The organism is Aquitalea sp. FJL05, assembly GCF_003852595.1.
GTDB lineage: Bacteria > Pseudomonadota > Gammaproteobacteria > Burkholderiales > Chromobacteriaceae > Aquitalea > Aquitalea aquatilis.
In genome coordinates this window covers 182,779-200,313 of record NZ_QAJS01000001.1, presented here as the reverse complement: position 1 = coordinate 200,313, position 17,535 = coordinate 182,779, and the positions used below count along the sequence as shown (strand labels likewise).

The following is a 17,535-nucleotide window of genomic DNA, read 5'->3' as shown; positions in this document are numbered from 1 at the left end:
CGCTTATTCGACGGCGCTCATCTCGTATTTCTTCAGCAGGCGGTACAGCGTGGCGCGGGAAATGCCCAGCGTGCGTGCCGCCTGACTGCTGTTGTGATTGTTCAGTTGCAGCGCAGTGGCCAGCGCTTCCCGTTCCGCCCTTTCCCGGACTGCCTCCAGCCCATTGTCTAGTGGTGCCAGCATGCTGCTGCCCAGGCCCATGTCTTGCGGGCGGATGACCCGGCCGCTGGCCATGGCCAGACCCTGGCTGATGCGGTTGGACATTTCACGGATATTGCCCGGCCAGTCGTGTTGCAGCATGGCTGCCAGCGCCTCGTAAGACAGCCGCTTGAACGGAATGCCGTGGCGACTGGCGCTCTGCTGCAATAGGTGTTGTGCCAGCAGCGGAATGTCCGAGCGCCGTTCGCGCAGCGCGGGCAGTTGCAGCTGGCAGACACACAGGCGGTAGTACAGATCCTCGCGGAAGCGCCCCTTGCCGATGGCAGCCGGCAGGTCGACATGAGTGGCCGACAGCACGCGGGTATCGATGCTACGGCTGCGGTTGTCACCAAGCCGGTCTATGGTGCCTTCCTGCAGAAAACGCAGCAGGTTGACCTGTGCCTCTATTGCCATGTCACCGATTTCATCCAGAAACAGCGTGCCATTCTGCGCCGCTTCGATGCGCCCGATGCGGCAACTGGATGCGCCGGTAAACGCCCCGCGTTCGTGGCCGAACAGCTCGGACTGCACCAGGTTGACGGGCAGGCCACCGCAGTTGACCGCCTGGAAGGGGCCGTCGGCGCGGTCGGAGTACTGGTGGATCAGTTGCGCCACCAGCTCCTTGCCGGTACCGGACTCACCGGTAATCATCACCGTGACATTCACCCGGGCCAGCCGGCGGATTTCCTGACGCAGGCGGCGGATGCTAGGGTGCTCGCCCACCAGTTGTTGCGGCTCCTGCTCGGTCTGTTCGTGCTGGCTGCGGCGGCGTAACAGGGTTTTGCCGTGCAGCCTGCCCAGGGTGACGGCCAGCCGTTCATTTTCAACGGGCAGGCAGTGGTAGTCATAGCAGCTGTCGTTGATAAAGGCGCGCACGGCCGCTTGTTCCAGTTGGGCGCGCTCGGTCAGCAGCAGCCACTCCAGATCAAGCTCGCTGGCCAGTTGCTGCAGCGCCGTTCTCTTGCGCAGCAGCTTGCTGTCCAGTAATAGCAGCCCGGCACTGCAGCGGGGGCTGCGTTGTGCTTTCCACTGCTGCGGATCGTGGATATGGATGATGTGCCAATGCTGCTGGCGCAGCGCGTGCAGTACTGGCAGCAGGGCATCCGACCCCACTGCCAGCAGCGTCTTGTTTGCTTGCATGACCGACTCCGTTAAAAACGGTAGGGAAACTTCACCGAAAATGCGTAATTGGGGCTGTCCGGCGTCATGCCCAGCGACAGGTTGGGAATGATGGAGAGCCGTTTGCTGAAGGCATAGGTCAGGCCCAGGTTCAGGTTGGCCGCATTGGCGCTGCTGCCGATCACGTCGGTCCAGTTGCTGCCCTGTTGGCGCATGCGCGCCTGTTGCACCATCTGCTGTGAATAGGACAGGCCCAGGCTGAGCTTGTCGTTGAGGGCAAAGGCGATGCCGGCTCCCCAGCTCCAGCTGTCACCCAGGCGCACATCGCCCGGCTGGGTAACGCCAGCGGTGGGGCTGATGTCACTGAAGTGGCCATCCAGATAATGGGTGTAGCTGAGGCTGGCAAACAGCACGGCCGGGTCTACGGTCTTGACGAAGGACAGGCTGGTACTCAGGCCCCAGACGCCGTTGCCAGTGGGCAGGCGGTCGGGGATGGACAGATTGTTGTTGCTAGCTGACTGCACCAGCTTGATGCCGTAGGGATTGCGCCCGGTGGGGGCCTTGGCGCGCACACTCCACACGATGTCCGGCCAGTCGGCATTTTCTTCCACCAGCTTGTAACCCACGCCAAAGCTGACATCGCCCAGCGTCGGTCCTTGCCGCACCGAGCCTTGCGACACGCTGTTGGCGGCACCGCCGGCACCACCGGAAAAGTAGGTGGCATCACGCGCCACGAAGGGGATGTCCACGTCCAGCTGCCAGCGCGGGCTGGGTGAGTAGCGCGTAGTCAGGCCCAGGGTGACGCTGTCGCTGACCACCTTGTCCAGATTGATATTGCCCAGAAAAATCGAATCCAGTGCCAGAAACCCGTTCAGCACCAGCTCGCGGGTGTCGTAGTGGGTGTAGGTAAAGCTGGGTTCGATGGAGAATTTGCCGGCAGCAAAGCCGCTGGCTTCCTGATAGATGTCTTCCACGCTCTTGGGCACTTCGCTGACGACTGGCAACGCCGGTCCATTGCCTGCGGCCACCGCTCCACTACCTGCAGTTGGGGACTCACTGCTGGCCGGGTTGTTGGCGGCACTGGCGGCATTGCTACCGTGTTGCAGGCTGGCCAGCTGTCTTTCCAGCTGGCGGATACGGCTTTCCTGTTGCTGATTGGTCTGGGCCAGGGCGCTTATTTGCTGTTGCAGGCTTTCCAGGCTGATTTCAGCCTGTGCCTGCAATGGAAAAGCCAGGGCAAGCGCGGTTAACAGCAGTGGTTTGACGCCGGAATAGGTAGGGCGCGGCAGCGGCATGATCATTTCCTTGTAGCACAGGTGCGGGCTGGGCAAGGATCAATACCGGCCAAGACGGGGCAGGCATGCCGGTGCTTCCCGATCACCTGATGGGGTGAGTGATGCATTGCATGGCCCGACTTGATGTTATTTATTTAAACTGTAGTTTGTGTAACTTATTTGTATTGTATATTAGTCGAGCACATGGCCAAGACAAGTTGAATTTGACTGTGCTGCGTGAAAGTGCGAAATAATCAGCGGCAACATGGCGGGAACAATGCAATGGCACAGCTGCTGTGCATGTCAGCGCCAGTTGGCGCGCATTCATGATGAACAAGCTTGATGACAGGGAGTAAACGATGAGGAAGCTGATTGCATTAACAGGCATGCTCTTGTTGCTGGCTAGCGGGCTGGTCGCGGCTGCCGAGCCATTCAAGCTGGCTTTTGTCGATACCGGCAATACCGGGCGCAGTCTGACGGCCGAGGCACTGGCCCGGCAGCGTATCGAGCAGCAGAAGCTGCCCATCGCGGTGATTTCGCGAGCGGTCGACATGGACCCCTACGACAGCAGCCCCGAGGCGAATGCGGCCAGCCTGCTGCTGCAGCGTGGCATCGACGTGTCGGCCCACCATGCCGCACAGCTGAATGCCAATGATGTACGCCACTCCGACCTGATTCTTACCATGACCGCCAAACACAAGGCCAAGGTGCTGGAGCTGTTTCCCGAAGCCAAAGGCAAGACTTTTACCTTGTCCGAATACGCCAGCGGTAATACGGATGATGTCGCCGATGCCTGGGGCAAGCCGCTGGCGGTATACCAGGAGATGCTGCGCCAGGTAGAAGGCTATCTGCCGGCTGTGCTGGACAAGGCACAACATAAAAAGCCGTAACAGCCTGCTCACTCCCTTTCGCCCTGCCTGACCCTTCGTTCCCTGGATCGTGAACACCTTCCAGGCGCTGCGATGGCCGCTAGGCTGGTCTTGCTGCAGGCGCGCTGGGCTCGGTCACCACACCCCAGATGGCGAAGTCCTGCTCGTAGCTGGGTTCGATCAGGGGGTAGTCCGGGTGTGCCGCCAGCAATTGCAGCCGGCTGCCACTGCGCTGCAGTCGTCGCACCAGCAGCTCGCCGTCGACGGCAGCCACTACCAGACAGCCCTGTACCGGGCTGCCTTGGCCATCTACCGCCAGCAGACTGCCGGCCTCGATGCCGGCACCGGCGAGTGCCTGGTCTGGCATGGGCAGGCAAAACAGCCCGCTGCGCTCGCTGGGGAGTAGCGCTGGTGAGGGCATGGCATATGGCGCGGTATGGCAGGGGAGCGTGGTGGTCATGGCAGCAATTTTGAAATTGTACATAATCAAATATAGCAGATGACTGCTTGGCCGGGCAATGGTAGATGCCGTGCTTTTTCTTGCCATCCGGCGGCGAATTTGGCAGGTCAGTGCAAATTTTCCTTGATGTGGCAGGCTCTGGCTGGTTACCCTCACGCTTTGTAGCCATCAGCCAACAATACCGGCGCAGGAGCCTTGCATGACCAAACAACAACTGATTGCCATCCTTTCCGAAAAAACCGGCAGTAGCAAAGTCGATGTACTGCGTTTCATGGACGCGCTGGAACAGACCATCCGCGAAGAACTGGTGAATGGCGGCGAACTGACCCTGGCCAGCACCGGAAAGTTCAAGGTGAAAGACACCGCAGCACGCAATGGCCGCAACCCCAAGACCGGCGAGACCGTGCTGATTCCGGCCAAGCGCAAGGTGGTATTTACCCCGATCAAGGCACTGAAAGACGCAGTGGCCAACTGAAACAGCCCGACTGTTTCCGGCGTGGCCGGAAATTCTCACCCAGGGACGCTACGGCGTCCTTTTTTCATGCGTTCAGGATAAATGTGCAAATGACTGGACTGTGCGGGAAATTTGTCCAATAAATAAAGTGCTGTAAGACGAGATTGTGAACGGCTGGCAGTTTTGATATCGCGGGGAGCGGTATGGCGGTAGATGAGCCAGTAAATGCCCGTTAATACCATTATTCTTGAGGTTTTATTTTAAAATGCTCAATGAATTAGTAATGGTGTTGACGTGCTTGAGTGAAGATCGGAATATGGCAGCCTGCCTGTTGATTGTTTAATGTCTGCAAAAGCGCAGCAGGCGGCAATGTGGTTTTAAGCAATTATAAAAATAGGATCCTCCATGCGTACTCTACGTTCCAGAATGCTGGTGTTTGTATTGATGATGCTGGTAGCCATCTCGCTGCTGTTTTGCGGTGTGGCTTACTGGAAGATGAAGGACGCCTTGCTGTCTTCCATCAGTGATCAAATCAGCCAGACAGCAAACAACAAGGTCAGCTTCATTACCGAATGGGTAAGTACCCGTCAGAATATTGTGGGTTCTGCTCTGCTGCACTTTACCGAGGGGGACATGAAACCCATCCTCGACCAGTCGCAAGTAGCCGGCAAGCTGGATGACATGTATGTCGGCGAACCCAGCAAGAAGATGACCCAGTTCACCGGTTCTACTCCGGTGCCGCCGGGTTATGACCCGACTGGTCGCCCGTGGTATCTGGCGGCCAGCAACGCGCAGGAAGCCATTGCTACCGCGCCGTATATCGATGCCGCCACCAAGAAGCCCATCATTACCTTTGCCAAGGCCCTGCGCAAAGACGGCCAACTGGTAGCGGTGGCCGGTGGTGACGTATCGCTGCAGCGGGTGGCTGAAGAAGTGGTGTCCTCCAAGCTGCCGGGCGATGGCTTTGCCTTCCTGATTACCGGTGACGGCTCGGTGATTGCCCATCCGGTCAAGGATTCCGGCATGAAGAAGATCGGTGAGGTAATGACCGGCTTCGACCTGAACGGCATCAGCAAGGACGGCGCACTGCAAACAGTGAGCATCAACGGCGAATCCAGCATGACCGCGCTGTATCCGGTGGGGAAGACCGGCTGGCTGCTGGGCGTGGTGGTGCCGGTGGCTGCGGCTACCGTGTCCGTTACCCATTTGATCGAGCTGATGATCGGTGTGCTGATTGCCGGTGTGGTAGTCGTGGCACTGCTGGCCACGGTTGGTGTGGCGCGCATGCTGTCCGGCCTGACCGAGCTGCGTGATGCCATGCGCAATGTGGCGAGCGGCGACGGCGACCTCACCCTGCATCTGCCGGTGCACTCGCAAGATGAAGTGGGCCAGATTGCCGAGGCGTTCAATGGCTTCGTGCACAAGCTGCACGGCATGTTCGTGTCGGTACGTAACGACGCGGAAGCCCTGGCACGAGATACCTCGGCCCTGCACCAGGCGGCAGAGAGCATTGCCTCGGATTCGCGTGTGCAGTCTAACGAGCTGTCGGCCACGGCGGCAACCATCGAGCAGATTACCGTCAGCATCAACCATATCGCCGACAATGCCGGCGAGACCGAAGTGCTGGTGGCCAGCACCCGCGAGAACTCGGAAGACTCCTACCAGGCCATGGAAAAAGTGGCCAGCGAGGTGCAGTCCATCGTGCAGACTGTGGACGCACTGCAGAGTGCCATGGGTGACCTGTCTTCTCATTCCGAGCAGATTCGCGGCATCGTGGCAGTGATTCGCGATATTGCCGACCAGACCAACCTGCTGGCACTGAATGCGGCCATCGAGGCCGCCCGTGCCGGTGAACAAGGCCGCGGCTTTGCGGTCGTGGCTGATGAAGTGCGCAAGCTGGCCGAGCGTACCGCCTCGGCCACGGTGGAAATCGCGCAGATGATCAATAGCGTGATGAGCCAGACCGAAGTGGCCATTGGTCACACCAGCAAGACCAACGAGCGGGTGGCCACCGGTGTGGCCCTGTCGCGTGAAGCTGCAGACAAGGTGGGCAAGATCAAGGCCAGCACCCACGATATCGCGGGTCGCATGTCGGAAATCACCAGTTCGACCAAGGAGCAGAGCACGGCTACCACCGTCATGGCGCAAAGTGCCGAACGCATCAATGCCAAGGCGCTGGAAAGTGATGAAAACGTGCAACGCATCCTCAGCATCATTCAGGACCTGTCCCGTCGCGGCGGCGACCTGCGTGCGCTGGTGTCGCAGTTCAAGCTGTAAGGCTGGTGTGGCTGCAGTAGTCTGCCACTGAACAGAACCCCCGCCATGGCGGGGGTTTTGCTTGTCCAGTCAACAATGGAGTGTGCTGTTACCAGGCCCGGCCATGCTGGGCCTCGCTATTCAAGCCGCTGCTTGCGTGGCCGTCCGGCTTGCTCCCCCGGCGGTGTCCTTGCCCTGCCTGCATGCGGTGTTGGCTGGAGGGCCGGCGCGCTGATCTTGAACCATCGTCTCACCCGGCATGCCGGGTTTTTTAACGTTTGGCTGGCCGTGCCGGGAGGGCTGCTGCCAATGCGCCACCATGACTGACGAAAAGAACAGTTTTTTGCTCGGAACTTTCACCTCACGACAAGGAAGTATCGTCTGTTAGCCACGGGAATGAATGGCCAAGATAGCTGACAGGTGTTGTGGATCAGTCTGACCATCTGTCTGGAGGTGTGGTGATGAAAGCCTATTTGCTGACCGTGGTGGAGCGGGATGGCCGTCGTTATACGGTGTGTGCGCTGGCCAGCAGTTGCGGCGAGGCCTGCCTCAACGTGCTGGACATGTTGGGGCGGGTGGCCGGTATCAGCGGGAGGCGCATCAAATGAAGGCCAGGCTCTATCACTGGCTGGGTGGCGTTCTGCTGTCCAGCCTGTTCATCGCCGCGCTGGCCTTGGCCCAGGCGCTGGAATAGCCTGGCCTCAGCTGCTCAGGTTGGGGCTGCCTTCGTCGGCATAGGCCTGGTGGATTTTCAGTATCTCCGGCAGCGCCTTCCTGAAGGCCGGTATCAGCTCCGGGTCAAAGTGCTGACCGGACTGGCTGTACATGTAGTCGAGTGCCTCTGCCAGCGGCAGTGCCGGCTTGTAGGGGCGCACTGACAGCAGGGCGTCGAATACGTCGGCAATGGCCACGATGCGCCCGACCAGCGGGATGGCATTGCCACGCAAGCCATAGGGATAGCCGCTGCCATCCCAGCGTTCGTGGTGGGTGAGGGCGATGCTGCGGGCGGTTTGCAGCAGTTCGTCATCATGGATGCCGATGATGTCGGCCCCCATCAGTGGATGCTGCTTCATCAAGACCCACTCGGCACTGTCCAGCTTGCCGGGTTTGAGCAGGATGTGGTCTGGAATGCCGATCTTGCCGATGTCGTGCATGGGGGCGGCCAGCTGCAGTATTTCCTGCGCCTTGTCACCCAGGCCTGCCACTTCGGCAATCAGCCGCGAGGCATGTGCCATGCGGATGACGTGATTGCCGGTTTCATTGTCCTTGAACTCGGCCGCCCGCCCCAGGCGCTGGATGATCTGCTGGCGCGAGGTCAGCAGTTCGTGGGTACGCTGGGCCACCATGCGCTCCAGTTCGCGCGTCTGGTCGTACAGTGCCAGCTGGGTACGCACCCTGGCCTTGACCACCGGTGGGCTGATCGGCTTGGTGATGTAGTCGACCGCACCGATTTCCAGTCCCAGTTTTTCGTCTTCCACCGAGCACATGGCGGTGACGAAGATTACCGGAATGTGCTGGCGGTCGGGATTGGCCTTCAGTCGACGGCAGACTTCATGGCCGCTCAGCCCCGGCATCATCACATCCAGCAGGACAAGGTCGGGCGGCGAGTCGGAATAGATGATCTGCAGCGCCTTTTCGCCATTGGCCGCCACCTTGATGCTGTAATCGTCTTCCAGGATGGCGGCCAGCAATTCGATGTTTTCCGGTACGTCATCAGCAATCAATATGCTCTGGCGCAGTCTGAGATCGGCCATGGTGTGGGCTTTCAGTTGGCTTGCTCGGTCTGGTCGGGCTGCATGCGCGCCGCCAGCTGGTTTAGCTGCCGCAGGGCGGCATCGTAGTCGTACTGGGCCGCCAGCCGCGACAGCTGGCGGGCGGCATCTGCTTCGGCATGGCCGGCCAGTGCCCGGTACAGCTCGGCGGCACTGCGGCTGGCCTTGATATCGTTGTCTTGCAGCTGGCTGGCCAGCGTGTGCATCAGTTGCCGGTAATTGACCGGGTCACTCGTCTGGCTGGCGGCTGGCTCTGCTACCGGCTCTTGCTGCACATGTTCAAGCAGGCGCTCCAGCTGCTGCTGCAGGCGCGCGATGGCTTGCTGTTGCTGGCTGTCATCACCGTCCAGGTGGTATTCCAGATGGCGGCAGGCGGCGGCCAGGGCATCGGCACCGATATTGCCAGCCAGACCCTTGAGATTGTGCACAATGCGCCGCGCCGTATCGGCTTCGCCTTGGTGCAAGGCCTGCTGCAGGCGCTGGGCGGCATCGTTCTCGCGCTCCTGGAAGCGGGTCAGCAGGCGCTGGTACAGGGTGTGATCGCCGCCCATGCGCAGCAGGGCCGACTTGCGGTCGAGCAGCGCTTCGCCTGGCGGCACCGTCGGGGCCGGCTTGCTGCTGCTGGCTGCCAGCGGCTGGCCGGGGCGCAGGTGGCGCAGCAGCACGGCGTAGAACAGCTGGATGTCGATGGGTTTGGCGATGTAGTCGTCCATGCCGGCATCCAGACAGCGCTGTTCCTCACCGGCCATCACATTGGCGGTCATGGCGATGATGGTGAGTTCCCGCCCGCGTGGCTCCTCGCGCAGCCGGCGGGTGGCTTCCAGCCCATCCATGACCGGCATCTGGCAGTCCATCAGCAGCAGTTGATAGTCTTGTTCGGCCGTCATCTGCAGGGCCTCGGCGCCGTTGCAGGCCAGCTGGGCCGTGATGCCGATCTGCCGCAGCAGTTCCAGTGCCACTTCCTGATTGGTCAGATTGTCTTCCACCAGCAGCACGCGGCTGCCCTGCAGCAGCTGGCGCAACTGCGCCAGGTCGATGCGCGGCGCGCTGCTGGCCGGCAATGCCGGCGGCTGGTGGCGGCAGGCAGTGTGAATGGCATCCAGCAAGGTGGAGAAGGTGGCCGGCTTGTCCATGATGCCGTCAACCGGCGTTTGCCCCAGTGCCTGGCTCAGGCTGTCACTGTCGTGGGCGGTGGCCAGCAGGCAGACCGGGGTGGGTAGCTCGGGCAGCGCATGGATGGCTTGCAGGGTCTGCACGCCGTCCATGCCTGGCATTTTCCAGTCTATCAGTGCCAGCTGGTAGGGCTGGCCGGCGGCATGGGCCTGCTGCAAGGCCTGCAGCGCGGCCGGGCCGCTGTCAACCGCCTCGGCCTGCAACTGCAGCGCCTGCAGCATGTGCACGAACACCTCGCGCGCGGCGGCATTGTCGTCCACCACCAGGCAGCGCAGGCCTCGGATGTCCGGCAAACTCGCTGGAAGGTCTGGCACTGACTGCGCTTTGCCCAGCCGGCAGCTGAAGCTGAAGCAGCTGCCCTGGCCGGGTGCGCTGCTGACGCTGATCTCGCCCTGCATCAGCTGGACGATGTGCTGGCTGATGCTCAAGCCCAGGCCGGTGCCGCCATAACGGCGGGTGGTGGAGCTGTCGGCCTGGGAGAAGGCCTGGAACAGCCGCTGCTGTTCGGCCTCGCTCATGCCGATGCCGGTGTCGCGCACGGAAAAATCCAGCAGGACCGATTGTTCGTCTTCCTCACGCAGGCGCACGGCGAGGGTGATTTCGCCCTGCTCGGTAAACTTGACGGCATTGCCCACCAGATTGTTCAGCACCTGGCCTAGCCGCAGCGGGTCCCCCCGCAGTTGCGGCGGCATCGTCTGGTCGATGTCGAACAGCAGTTCCAGCCCCTTGTCACGCACGTGCAGGGCGAGCAGGTCGGCTACCTGGCCGATGACGTTTTCCAGAGAAAAATCGATGTGTTCGCAATGCAGCTTGCCGGCCTCGATCTTGGAGAAATCCAGAATGTCGTTGATCAGCCCCAGCAGACTGTTGGCCGCGGCGTGTGCCTTGTCCAGATAATTGCGCTGCTGCGGATTCAGCTCAGTTTGCAAGGCCAGCTGGGTCATGCCGATGACGGCATTCATCGGGGTGCGGATTTCGTGGCTCATATTGGCCAGGAACTCGGCCTTGGCGCGGGTGGCGGCTTCCGCGCTGCGGCGGGCTTCACGGGCTTCCTGTTCGGCGGTTTTGAGTTCGCTCACATCAACGATGACGCCGATCAGCCCGCCGGGCGAGCCGTCCTGATGGCGAAAGCCGCTCACCGAATACAGCAAGTGGTGGGTTTTGCCATCGGCCAGCACCAGCTCTTCGGCACGGGATATCCGGCTGCCGCAGGCGATGACGGTTTCGTCTTCCTGCTGGAAATGCTGGCGGTCGGCCAAGGGCAGGTAGTCCAGATCCAGCACGCGCTTGCCGATGAAGTCGCGTCGCTCGATGCCGAAGGCCTGTTCGTAGGCCTGGTTGCAACCGATAAAGCGCGTATCCGCACCCTTGTAGAAAATCGGATTGGGGATGACATCCAGCAAGGCCTCCACCAGGGCCACCTGGTGCAGCAGGGCGCTGGTGCGTTCGGACACTTTCTGTTCCAGCAGCACGCGGGATTGTTGCAACTCGGTGGTATTGGCCAGCAAGCGCTGGCGCATGGCTTCCTGGGCGGCAGCCAGCTGGCTGACTTCCTGCCAGGGGGCATGCAGGGCGGTGGCGCACACCGGGGCCGCCAGGTCGAGCTGGCCGATGCGTTCGCTTTCCCGGGTCAGCAATTGCAGCGGGTTGGCAAAGCGCCGGGCCATGCGCAGTGCCACCACACCACCGCAGGCCAGCGCCGCCAGGGTAATCAACAATAGCAACAGCAGATCGCGTGGCTTGAGCGGCAAAAAGGCTGCTTCCGGTGCAACCACCGCTATCCACAATGGCTGCTGGCCAATGCGGGTGGGCTGGAACAGGCTGAACCAGTCCTGCCCGGCGGCATGGAAGCGGCTGGCTCGCCCCGGTTGCTGCTGACGGCGCAGCCAGTGCTCGTAGCCATGGGACAGCGGGTTGTCGCTGAGGCTGGCCAGCGGGCGCATCAGCAAGGAGGCCGTTGGCTGGCCGCCGCCATAGGGCAGGGCCAGCACCGTGCCTTGCTCATCCAGCAAGGCCAGGGTTTGTTGCTGGGCGATGGGCAGTGTGTCGGCAAAGCTGGCAATGCTGCTGAGATTGACGTCATGACCGATGATGAAGTGGCTGCCGTCGGCGGCAGTCCAGCGGCTGGCCGCGGTGAGGCCGGTCTGGCGGGTGGTGTAAAAGATATAAGGCTGGGTCCAGTGGATGTCATGGTCACTGCTCAGTGCCATGGCACCCTTAAACCAGGGGCGCTGGCGGGCATCGTAATCCTGCTGGCGGGTTTCACTGCGCAACAGCCGGCGCTTCTGGTCCCAATAAAACCAGTAGGTGGTCCGCCCCCAGCGGGCCGGATCGCTCAGGCGATTGACCCAGCCGCCATCCGCAGTATGCAACAGCAGGACTTCCCGGCCGGATTGGTGCGCCAGATTGACCGAGGCGATCTGGGGAAAAAGAATTCGTTGAAGCGCTGCAGTTGCTGGCGATCATCCTGCAGCCATTGGGTGTGGCTATCCCACTGGCTGTTGCGGCCCCAGGCCTGACTGGTACGCAGATTGGCATCGACTGTATCGAGCAGGCGCTGCATGCGGGCATCCAGCTGCTGGGCGGAAATCTGCATTTGCGACTGGGCCAGGCTATCCACCGTCGACTGGACGATCAGGTGATAGCAGCCAAAGGCGAACACCCCCAGGGACAGCAGGATCAGCCCGCACATGCGCAGGACCAGGCTGCTGGCAAATGTCTTTTTCAATCAGCGCTCCAATGTGAATCTGGCTGGTGCTGTGCTGTTGCGGGACTGTCGTGGCCGAGCGGGCGTCAGGCGCTTGCCTGCCCGGGGCCGGATAGGGTGTGTGGCGAGTTTAAGGCAAGTGTTGGAATAGTAGCATGCGGCAAATGATTGACTCAATTGTCATGATTGATTCAAGAATGCCGGGGCAGCAGGGGGCGCAAAAGGGCAGGGCCGGGGACGGCGGGGTGAGGGCACAGGCCGGCATCAGCCAGGCCTGTACCGGCAAGCGATTTTTACTCTTTGGCAGCGGCTGCGGCGGCGCGCAGCTTGTCTTTCTTGCTCATGCGCTTGCCCTTGATGCCGCCATTGCTGTTGGGGTCGTGCTGGGCGGTGGGGCTGTTGTCCAGCGGGGCGCTTGGTGCAAAGCCCTCAATCTGCTCGCGCGGCAGCTGTTGCTGCTGTCGTTTTTCGATCAGGCGGAAATGGGCGGCACACTCGGCACTGACAAAGCTGATGGCCACACCGCTGGCCCCGGCACGACCGGTGCGGCCGATGCGATGGGTGTAGTCGACCACCGAGCGCGGCAGATCGTAATTGACCACCACCGGCAAGCCGGCGATGTCGATGCCACGGGCGGCCAGATCGGTGGCGATCAGCACTTGCAGCTGCCCGCTTTTGAGATCGGCCAGTACCTGCCCACGCTGGCTCTGGCTGCAATCGCCATGCAGGGCGGCGGCCTTGATGCCGGCGCGCTGCAATTTGCCAGCCACGCGCTCGGCACTGTGGCGGCTGGCCACGAATACCAGTACCCGTTCCCAGTTTTCAGTCTGCAGCAAATGACGCAGCAGCATGGTGCGCTGGCCAGCGTCCACCTCGATGGCGCGTTGCCGGATGTCGGGTGCGCTGATCGGGCTGAGCGGGATGTCAATGCGCTGCGGCTGCTTGAGCAAGGCTTCGGCCAGGCTGCGCACGGCTGGCGGGAAGGTGGCGGAAAACAGCAGGTTCTGCCGGTAAGGTGGCAGCAGCGCCAGCAGGCGGCCGATTTCATCGGCAAAGCCCAGGTCAAGCAGGCGGTCGGCCTCATCCAGTACCAGGGTGTGGACGGCAGACAGGCGCAGGGCATTGTGCTCCAGCAAGTCCAGCAGCCGGCCCGGCGTGGCCACCACGCAGTCTGCACCACCGCGCAAGGCCATCATCTGCGGGTTGATCGATACCCCGCCATAGACCACGGCCACCTTGATGGCCTGCGGCAGCCTGGCGGCCAGTTCGCGCAGCGTGGTTCCCACCTGTACCGCCAGTTCGCGGGTGGGCAGCAGAATCAGGCTTTGGGTCTGGCGCGGGGAGCCGTGCTGGCCGGCCAGCCATTGCTGCAGCATGGGCAGGCAGTAGGCGGCGGTTTTGCCGGAGCCGGTCTGGGCGGTGGCCAGCAGGTCGTGGCCTTGCAGAATGGCCGGAATGGCCGCTTGCTGGATGGCGGTGGGCGCGGCATAGCCTTGTGCGCTGGCCGACGCGGCCAGGGCGGGCTGCAGGCCCAGGGAGGTGAATGGCATGTATGGAAGAGGCCCGGCATAGGTTGGGCGGCATGGCCGCCAGAGGCGCAGCAGTATCGTCCTGGCAGGCGACAGGGTCAAGGCTGCTGTAGATCGCTGCGGCGGGGCGGGTCAATTGCGAGTAAGATCGGGGCCTGCCACCAAGTAAAGCAATCTGCACATGCAAACAGAAGTCAAAGAGAAGCCCAGATACGCCATCGTGGCGTCAGTCCAGCTGCCGGATGTCAGCGATGTCGAATTCGAGGCCTCGCTCACCGAACTGAGCGAGCTGGCCAAGACCCTGGGTTTCCAGGTGGTGCATACCTTTGTACAAAAGCGTAACAGCTTCGACCGCACTGCCTACCTGGGCGTGGGCAAGCTGGAAGAAATCCACATGTACGTCAACCGCGGCCTGCGTGCTGACGAACTGGAACATGCACCACCACAGCTGGACCCCTCCGCCATCGAGATCGACGTCTTGCTGGTCGATCATGAAATCTCCCCCTCGCAAGCGCGCAATCTGGAACTGGCCGTTGGCTGCGAGGTGATGGACCGCACCATGGTCATTCTGGAGATTTTCCACCGCAATGCCCGCTCGCGTGCCGCACGGGCCCAGGTGGAAATTGCCCGTCTGGGTTATATGGCGCCGCGTCTGCGCGAAGCAGCCAAGCTGGCCGGGCCGCAAGGCCGCCAGCGTAGCGGCATGGGCGGTCGTGGTGCTGGCGAATCCCATACCGAGCTGGACCGCCGCAAGGTGCGCGACCGCATTGCCGAGCTGCAACGCGAAATCCTCGCCATGGAACTGGAACGCAAGACCCAGCGTGCGCGCCGACTGGAGCGTCAGGGCCAGGGCCTTGGTGGTGTGTCGCTGGTGGGCTATACCAATGCCGGCAAATCCACGCTGATGCGGGCGCTGACCGGCAGCGAGGTGCTGGTGGCCAACAAGCTGTTTGCCACGCTGGACACCACGGTGCGCGCCATTTACCCGGAAAGCGTGCCGCGTGTGCTGGTCAGCGACACCGTCGGCTTCATCAAGAACCTGCCTCACGGCCTGGTGGCTTCCTTCAAGTCCACGCTGGAAGAAGCGCTGGATGCCGCCCTGTTGCTGCATGTCATCGATGCCAGCGACCCCGGTTTCGAACGCCAGCTGGAAGTAACCGACACCGTGCTGCATGAAATCGGTGCCGATGAAGTGCCGCGCATTCGCGTGTTCAACAAGATCGACCATATCGGTGACGAAGCCGCCGAGGCCGCCTGGGCTGCCGAACTGGAGCAGCGTTATCCCGGTTGTGTGGTGATGAGTGCGCGCCGGCCGGTGGAGGTTGCCGCCTTGCGCGCGCGCATCGTGGCCTTCTTCCAGCAGGATCTGGTAGAAGACGAAGTGCTGCTGCCGTGGTCGGCCCAGCAACTGCGCGGCGAGCTGTTCAGCCAGTGCCAGGTGCTGGAAGAGCGTGCCGAGGAAGAGGGCAGCTGGTTCCGCATACGCGGTGAGCCAGAGCAACTGCGCCGGCTGCACGAGCAGCTGAATCCCGGCTCGCAAGGCCGTGAGAAGGAACACTGGGAAGTCTGACCCCTAGTCGGTCGCTCCATGAAAAACGCCATCCTGTCTGGATGGCGTTTTTTTGTGCGTCGTTCGACGGTATTTATCTACAGAACCGGTTCAGCCCGGCACGCCTACAATCACGCTGGATGCCTTGAAGATGGCACAAGCCGGGCTGCCCACTTGCAGCCCCATCTCGCTGGCACTGCCATTGGTGATGATGGCGGCGATGCTGCTGCCGGGGGCCAGTTCGATCACTACTTCGGTATTCACCGCGCCCGGCAACAAGCGGCTGACCGTGCCGTGCAGCTGGTTGCGCGCCGACAGGCGCATGCCGTCGTGGCCGCTGCCGACGATGACCGAGGAGGCCTTGATCAGGGCATAGGCGGTCGCGCCGGCAGTCAGCCCCAGGCTTGCGGCACTGTCGTGGGTGATGATGGCCACCAGCCGCAGGCCGTCGGCTATTTCCAGCTCTACCTCGTCATTCACCGCACCGGTCTTGATGGCGACTACCTTGCCCAGAAACTGGTTGCGCGCACTGGTTTTCATGCTCATGCCTCCCAAAAGTAGCAGGTCGTCGGCCATGCTGCCGGCCTGACGCTGCAGATTGCACAGGAACTGTTGATGCTCCCGCTCGATGATCTGGTAATTGGCCACCAGTTGCCGGCCACGCGCTGTCAGCCGGGTGCCGCCGCCACCCTTGCCGCCGGACAAACGCTCCACCAGCGGTTCGCCAGCCAGATTATTCATGTGGTCGATGGCATCCCAGGCGGCCTTGTAGCTGATGCCGGTGGTGCGGGCGGCCTGGCTGATGGAGCCGCTGCTGTCTATCTGCGCCAGCAAGGCCAGATGCTGTGGGCTGCCAAATTTCTCGCCGGCCATGCTCAGCCACAGCGCGCCTTGCAGGGTGATGTCCTGTTGCTTCATGTCGGCTGCTCCGCCAGGGTGGGCAGGCAGGCGGCGTGCTCCTGGCAGCGCCCGCACTGCGGTGGCTTCAGTTGGGGGAGACCCAGTTGCTCGCCCAGTTCCGCATACAGGAAACGCTTCCACTTGATGTCAGCCTGATTGCGCGCATACAGCGGATACAGGTAGTACTGCAGCAGCTGGTTTAGCTCATGCCGACCAGACAAGCCCATGTCTTCCCACAGGTGACGACTGCCCAGGCTGGCCACTGCCACCACATGCGCCAGCCAGCTGCTGTGTTGCGCGTTCTCCGCCGCCGAGCGGTTGGCCAGCAGCATGTCTAGCAGCGCAGTGTGTAATGGCGGCTGCAGCGACAGCAGCTGCTGGTATTGCACATCGGTCAGCGCTTCCATTGAGCCCAGTTCCGGGGCACAGGTGGCCAGCACCTCCAGCACAGCCTGCTGCGGCAGGCCCAGCGTCCAGGCATAGAGGGGAAGTTCGCCATCCTGTGCATTGCGCAGCACACCGAGCACGGCGCGAGTCAGCAGACGGAAGGCGCATTGTTGCTGGAAGTCATCCATGGGAAGTCTCCGTCTGGCTGGCAGGCGGCTCGACCAGTCGGCCATCCTGCAGATAAAGGGTTTGTTCGCCAAAGCAGCGCACATCGTCGGCATCGTGAGTGATCAGCAGCAAGGGAATGCGCAAGCGTTGCAGCAGTTCCGCCAGCTCGGCGCGCAATTGCTGACGCAAGGATGGATCAAGCGCCGAGAAGGGTTCGTCCAGCAGCAAGGCGCGCGGTTCGGTGACCAGGGCGCGGGCCAGTGCGGTGCGCTGACGCTGTCCGCCGGACAGGGTGGCGGGCAATTGCCCGGCTTGTGCCGTCAGGCCAAAGGCCTCCAGCCAGTAATCCACGGCCGCATCGTGCCGCTGGCGCGCGGGGTTGCGCCAGCCGCGTTGCAGGCCGAAGCCGATGTTCTGCCGCACGGTCAGGTGGGGAAACAGTGCGTAGTCCTGAAACAGATAGCCCAGCTGCCTCTGCTGCGGGCTGAGGCAAATGCCTTGTGCGCTGTCGAACAGACAGCGGCCATCCAGCCGGATATGGCCGGCATCCGGCCGGTTCAGCCCGGCAATGGTCTTGAGCAACATGCTTTTGCCGGCCCCGGACGGGCCATAGACCACCAGCTGCTGGCAGGGGCTTTGCAGCTTGAGTTCCAGCTGGAAGCTGCGGGTGCCACTGCGCAGGGTCTGGCTGATGGCGAGGTCGAAGCGTGGTGTGTTCAT

The 17,535-nt window shown here is 62.0% G+C and carries 15 protein-coding genes; 5 read left to right on the top strand and 10 right to left on the bottom strand.

Features of this window, described 5'->3' with window-relative positions:
* Positions 1 to 3: 3 nt before the first annotated feature.
* Both DBR44_RS00900 and DBR44_RS00895 read right to left on the bottom strand, forming a co-directional pair.
* On the bottom strand, positions 4 to 1,338 hold the full coding sequence (locus DBR44_RS00900) for a sigma-54 dependent transcriptional regulator (RefSeq protein ID WP_124641143.1): 1,335 nt from the start codon (positions 1,336 to 1,338) through the stop codon (positions 4 to 6).
* 11 nt (positions 1,339 to 1,349) lie between these two features.
* Entirely contained in the window at positions 1,350 to 2,612 is a 1,263-nt protein-coding gene (locus tag DBR44_RS00895) for a transporter (protein WP_124641141.1), read from the bottom strand.
* Between the two features lie 338 nt (positions 2,613 to 2,950).
* On the opposite strand from DBR44_RS00895, the gene DBR44_RS00890 reads away from it, so the two are divergent.
* Positions 2,951 to 3,481 (top strand): protein tyrosine phosphatase, encoded by a 531-nt coding sequence (locus tag DBR44_RS00890; protein WP_124641139.1) that lies wholly within the window; start codon positions 2,951 to 2,953, stop codon positions 3,479 to 3,481.
* Positions 3,482 to 3,560: 79 nt separating this feature from the next.
* Here DBR44_RS00890 and DBR44_RS00885 read toward each other — a convergent pair whose 3' ends face one another.
* Positions 3,561 to 3,920, bottom strand: coding sequence for a LexA family transcriptional regulator (locus tag DBR44_RS00885; protein ID WP_124641137.1), 360 nt, complete (start codon positions 3,918 to 3,920; stop codon positions 3,561 to 3,563).
* A 199-nt stretch (positions 3,921 to 4,119) separates the two neighbouring features.
* Here DBR44_RS00885 and DBR44_RS00880 point away from each other — a divergent pair, with 199 nt between their 5' ends.
* The 3 genes from DBR44_RS00880 (at position 4,120) to DBR44_RS19440 (ending at position 7,238) form a co-directional block, all read left to right on the top strand.
* Positions 4,120 to 4,395 (top strand): HU family DNA-binding protein, encoded by a 276-nt coding sequence (locus DBR44_RS00880; RefSeq protein WP_059286330.1) that lies wholly within the window; start codon positions 4,120 to 4,122, stop codon positions 4,393 to 4,395.
* A gap of 384 nt (positions 4,396 to 4,779) precedes the next feature.
* Positions 4,780 to 6,651: a methyl-accepting chemotaxis protein gene (locus tag DBR44_RS00875; protein WP_124641135.1), complete on the top strand. Its 1,872-nt coding sequence runs from the start codon at positions 4,780 to 4,782 to the stop codon at positions 6,649 to 6,651.
* 440 nt (positions 6,652 to 7,091) lie between these two features.
* Positions 7,092 to 7,238: a hypothetical protein gene (locus tag DBR44_RS19440; protein WP_158613531.1), complete on the top strand. Its 147-nt coding sequence runs from the start codon at positions 7,092 to 7,094 to the stop codon at positions 7,236 to 7,238.
* Between the two features lie 93 nt (positions 7,239 to 7,331).
* Here DBR44_RS19440 and DBR44_RS00870 read toward each other — a convergent pair whose 3' ends face one another.
* From DBR44_RS00870 to DBR44_RS00855, 4 genes are all read right to left on the bottom strand, one after another.
* Entirely contained in the window at positions 7,332 to 8,384 is a 1,053-nt protein-coding gene (locus tag DBR44_RS00870; RefSeq protein WP_199730940.1) for an HD-GYP domain-containing protein, read from the bottom strand.
* Positions 8,385 to 8,395: 11 nt separating this feature from the next.
* Positions 8,396 to 11,947: a response regulator gene (locus tag DBR44_RS00865; protein ID WP_124641133.1), complete on the bottom strand. Its 3,552-nt coding sequence runs from the start codon at positions 11,945 to 11,947 to the stop codon at positions 8,396 to 8,398.
* Positions 11,911 to 12,303, bottom strand: a complete 393-nt coding sequence (locus DBR44_RS00860; protein ID WP_124641131.1) for a hypothetical protein — start codon at positions 12,301 to 12,303, stop codon at positions 11,911 to 11,913. Before DBR44_RS00860 ends, DBR44_RS00865 begins: the two co-directional genes overlap by 37 nt.
* 272 nt (positions 12,304 to 12,575) lie before the next feature.
* Positions 12,576 to 13,832 (bottom strand): DEAD/DEAH box helicase, encoded by a 1,257-nt coding sequence (locus DBR44_RS00855; protein WP_199730939.1) that lies wholly within the window; start codon positions 13,830 to 13,832, stop codon positions 12,576 to 12,578.
* 160 nt (positions 13,833 to 13,992) lie between these two features.
* Between DBR44_RS00855 and hflX the strand changes: the two genes are divergently transcribed.
* Positions 13,993 to 15,381, top strand: coding sequence for a GTPase HflX (gene hflX / locus DBR44_RS00850; RefSeq protein WP_124641130.1), 1,389 nt, complete (start codon positions 13,993 to 13,995; stop codon positions 15,379 to 15,381).
* A gap of 90 nt (positions 15,382 to 15,471) precedes the next feature.
* Here hflX and DBR44_RS00845 read toward each other — a convergent pair whose 3' ends face one another.
* Genes DBR44_RS00845 through DBR44_RS00835 form a run of 3 tightly spaced genes read right to left on the bottom strand, consistent with a single transcriptional unit; the run spans position 15,472 to position 17,535 of the window.
* The gene (locus DBR44_RS00845) at positions 15,472 to 16,278 is read right to left on the bottom strand and encodes a TOBE domain-containing protein (protein ID WP_124641128.1); all 807 of its coding nucleotides are present in this window, start codon (positions 16,276 to 16,278) and stop codon (positions 15,472 to 15,474) included.
* Positions 16,275 to 16,835, bottom strand: coding sequence for a nitrogen fixation protein NifQ (locus tag DBR44_RS00840; RefSeq protein ID WP_158613530.1), 561 nt, complete (start codon positions 16,833 to 16,835; stop codon positions 16,275 to 16,277). Before DBR44_RS00840 ends, DBR44_RS00845 begins: the two co-directional genes overlap by 4 nt.
* Positions 16,828 to 17,535: an ATP-binding cassette domain-containing protein gene (locus DBR44_RS00835; RefSeq protein WP_124641124.1), complete on the bottom strand. Its 708-nt coding sequence runs from the start codon at positions 17,533 to 17,535 to the stop codon at positions 16,828 to 16,830. Before DBR44_RS00835 ends, DBR44_RS00840 begins: the two co-directional genes overlap by 8 nt.

Bases quoted from the DNA above. Each gene is read 5' to 3' on its own strand.
- DBR44_RS00900 (WP_124641143.1), bottom strand. From the start codon at position 1,338: ATGCAAGCAAACAAGACGCTGCTGGCAGTGGGGTCGGATGCCCTGCTG.
- DBR44_RS00895 (WP_124641141.1), bottom strand. From the start codon at position 2,612: ATGCCGCTGCCGCGCCCTACCTATTCCGGCGTCAAACCACTGCTGTTA.
- DBR44_RS00890 (WP_124641139.1), top strand. From the start codon at position 2,951: ATGAGGAAGCTGATTGCATTAACAGGCATGCTCTTGTTGCTGGCTAGC.
- DBR44_RS00885 (WP_124641137.1), bottom strand. From the start codon at position 3,920: ATGACCACCACGCTCCCCTGCCATACCGCGCCATATGCCATGCCCTCA.
- DBR44_RS00880 (WP_059286330.1), top strand. From the start codon at position 4,120: ATGACCAAACAACAACTGATTGCCATCCTTTCCGAAAAAACCGGCAGT.
- DBR44_RS00875 (WP_124641135.1), top strand. From the start codon at position 4,780: ATGCGTACTCTACGTTCCAGAATGCTGGTGTTTGTATTGATGATGCTG.
- DBR44_RS19440 (WP_158613531.1), top strand. From the start codon at position 7,092: ATGAAAGCCTATTTGCTGACCGTGGTGGAGCGGGATGGCCGTCGTTAT.
- DBR44_RS00870 (WP_199730940.1), bottom strand. From the start codon at position 8,384: ATGGCCGATCTCAGACTGCGCCAGAGCATATTGATTGCTGATGACGTA.
- DBR44_RS00855 (WP_199730939.1), bottom strand. From the start codon at position 13,832: ATGCCATTCACCTCCCTGGGCCTGCAGCCCGCCCTGGCCGCGTCGGCC.
- hflX (WP_124641130.1), top strand. From the start codon at position 13,993: ATGCAAACAGAAGTCAAAGAGAAGCCCAGATACGCCATCGTGGCGTCA.
- DBR44_RS00845 (WP_124641128.1), bottom strand. From the start codon at position 16,278: ATGAAGCAACAGGACATCACCCTGCAAGGCGCGCTGTGGCTGAGCATG.
- DBR44_RS00840 (WP_158613530.1), bottom strand. From the start codon at position 16,835: ATGGATGACTTCCAGCAACAATGCGCCTTCCGTCTGCTGACTCGCGCC.
- DBR44_RS00835 (WP_124641124.1), bottom strand. From the start codon at position 17,535: ATGAACACACCACGCTTCGACCTCGCCATCAGCCAGACCCTGCGCAGT.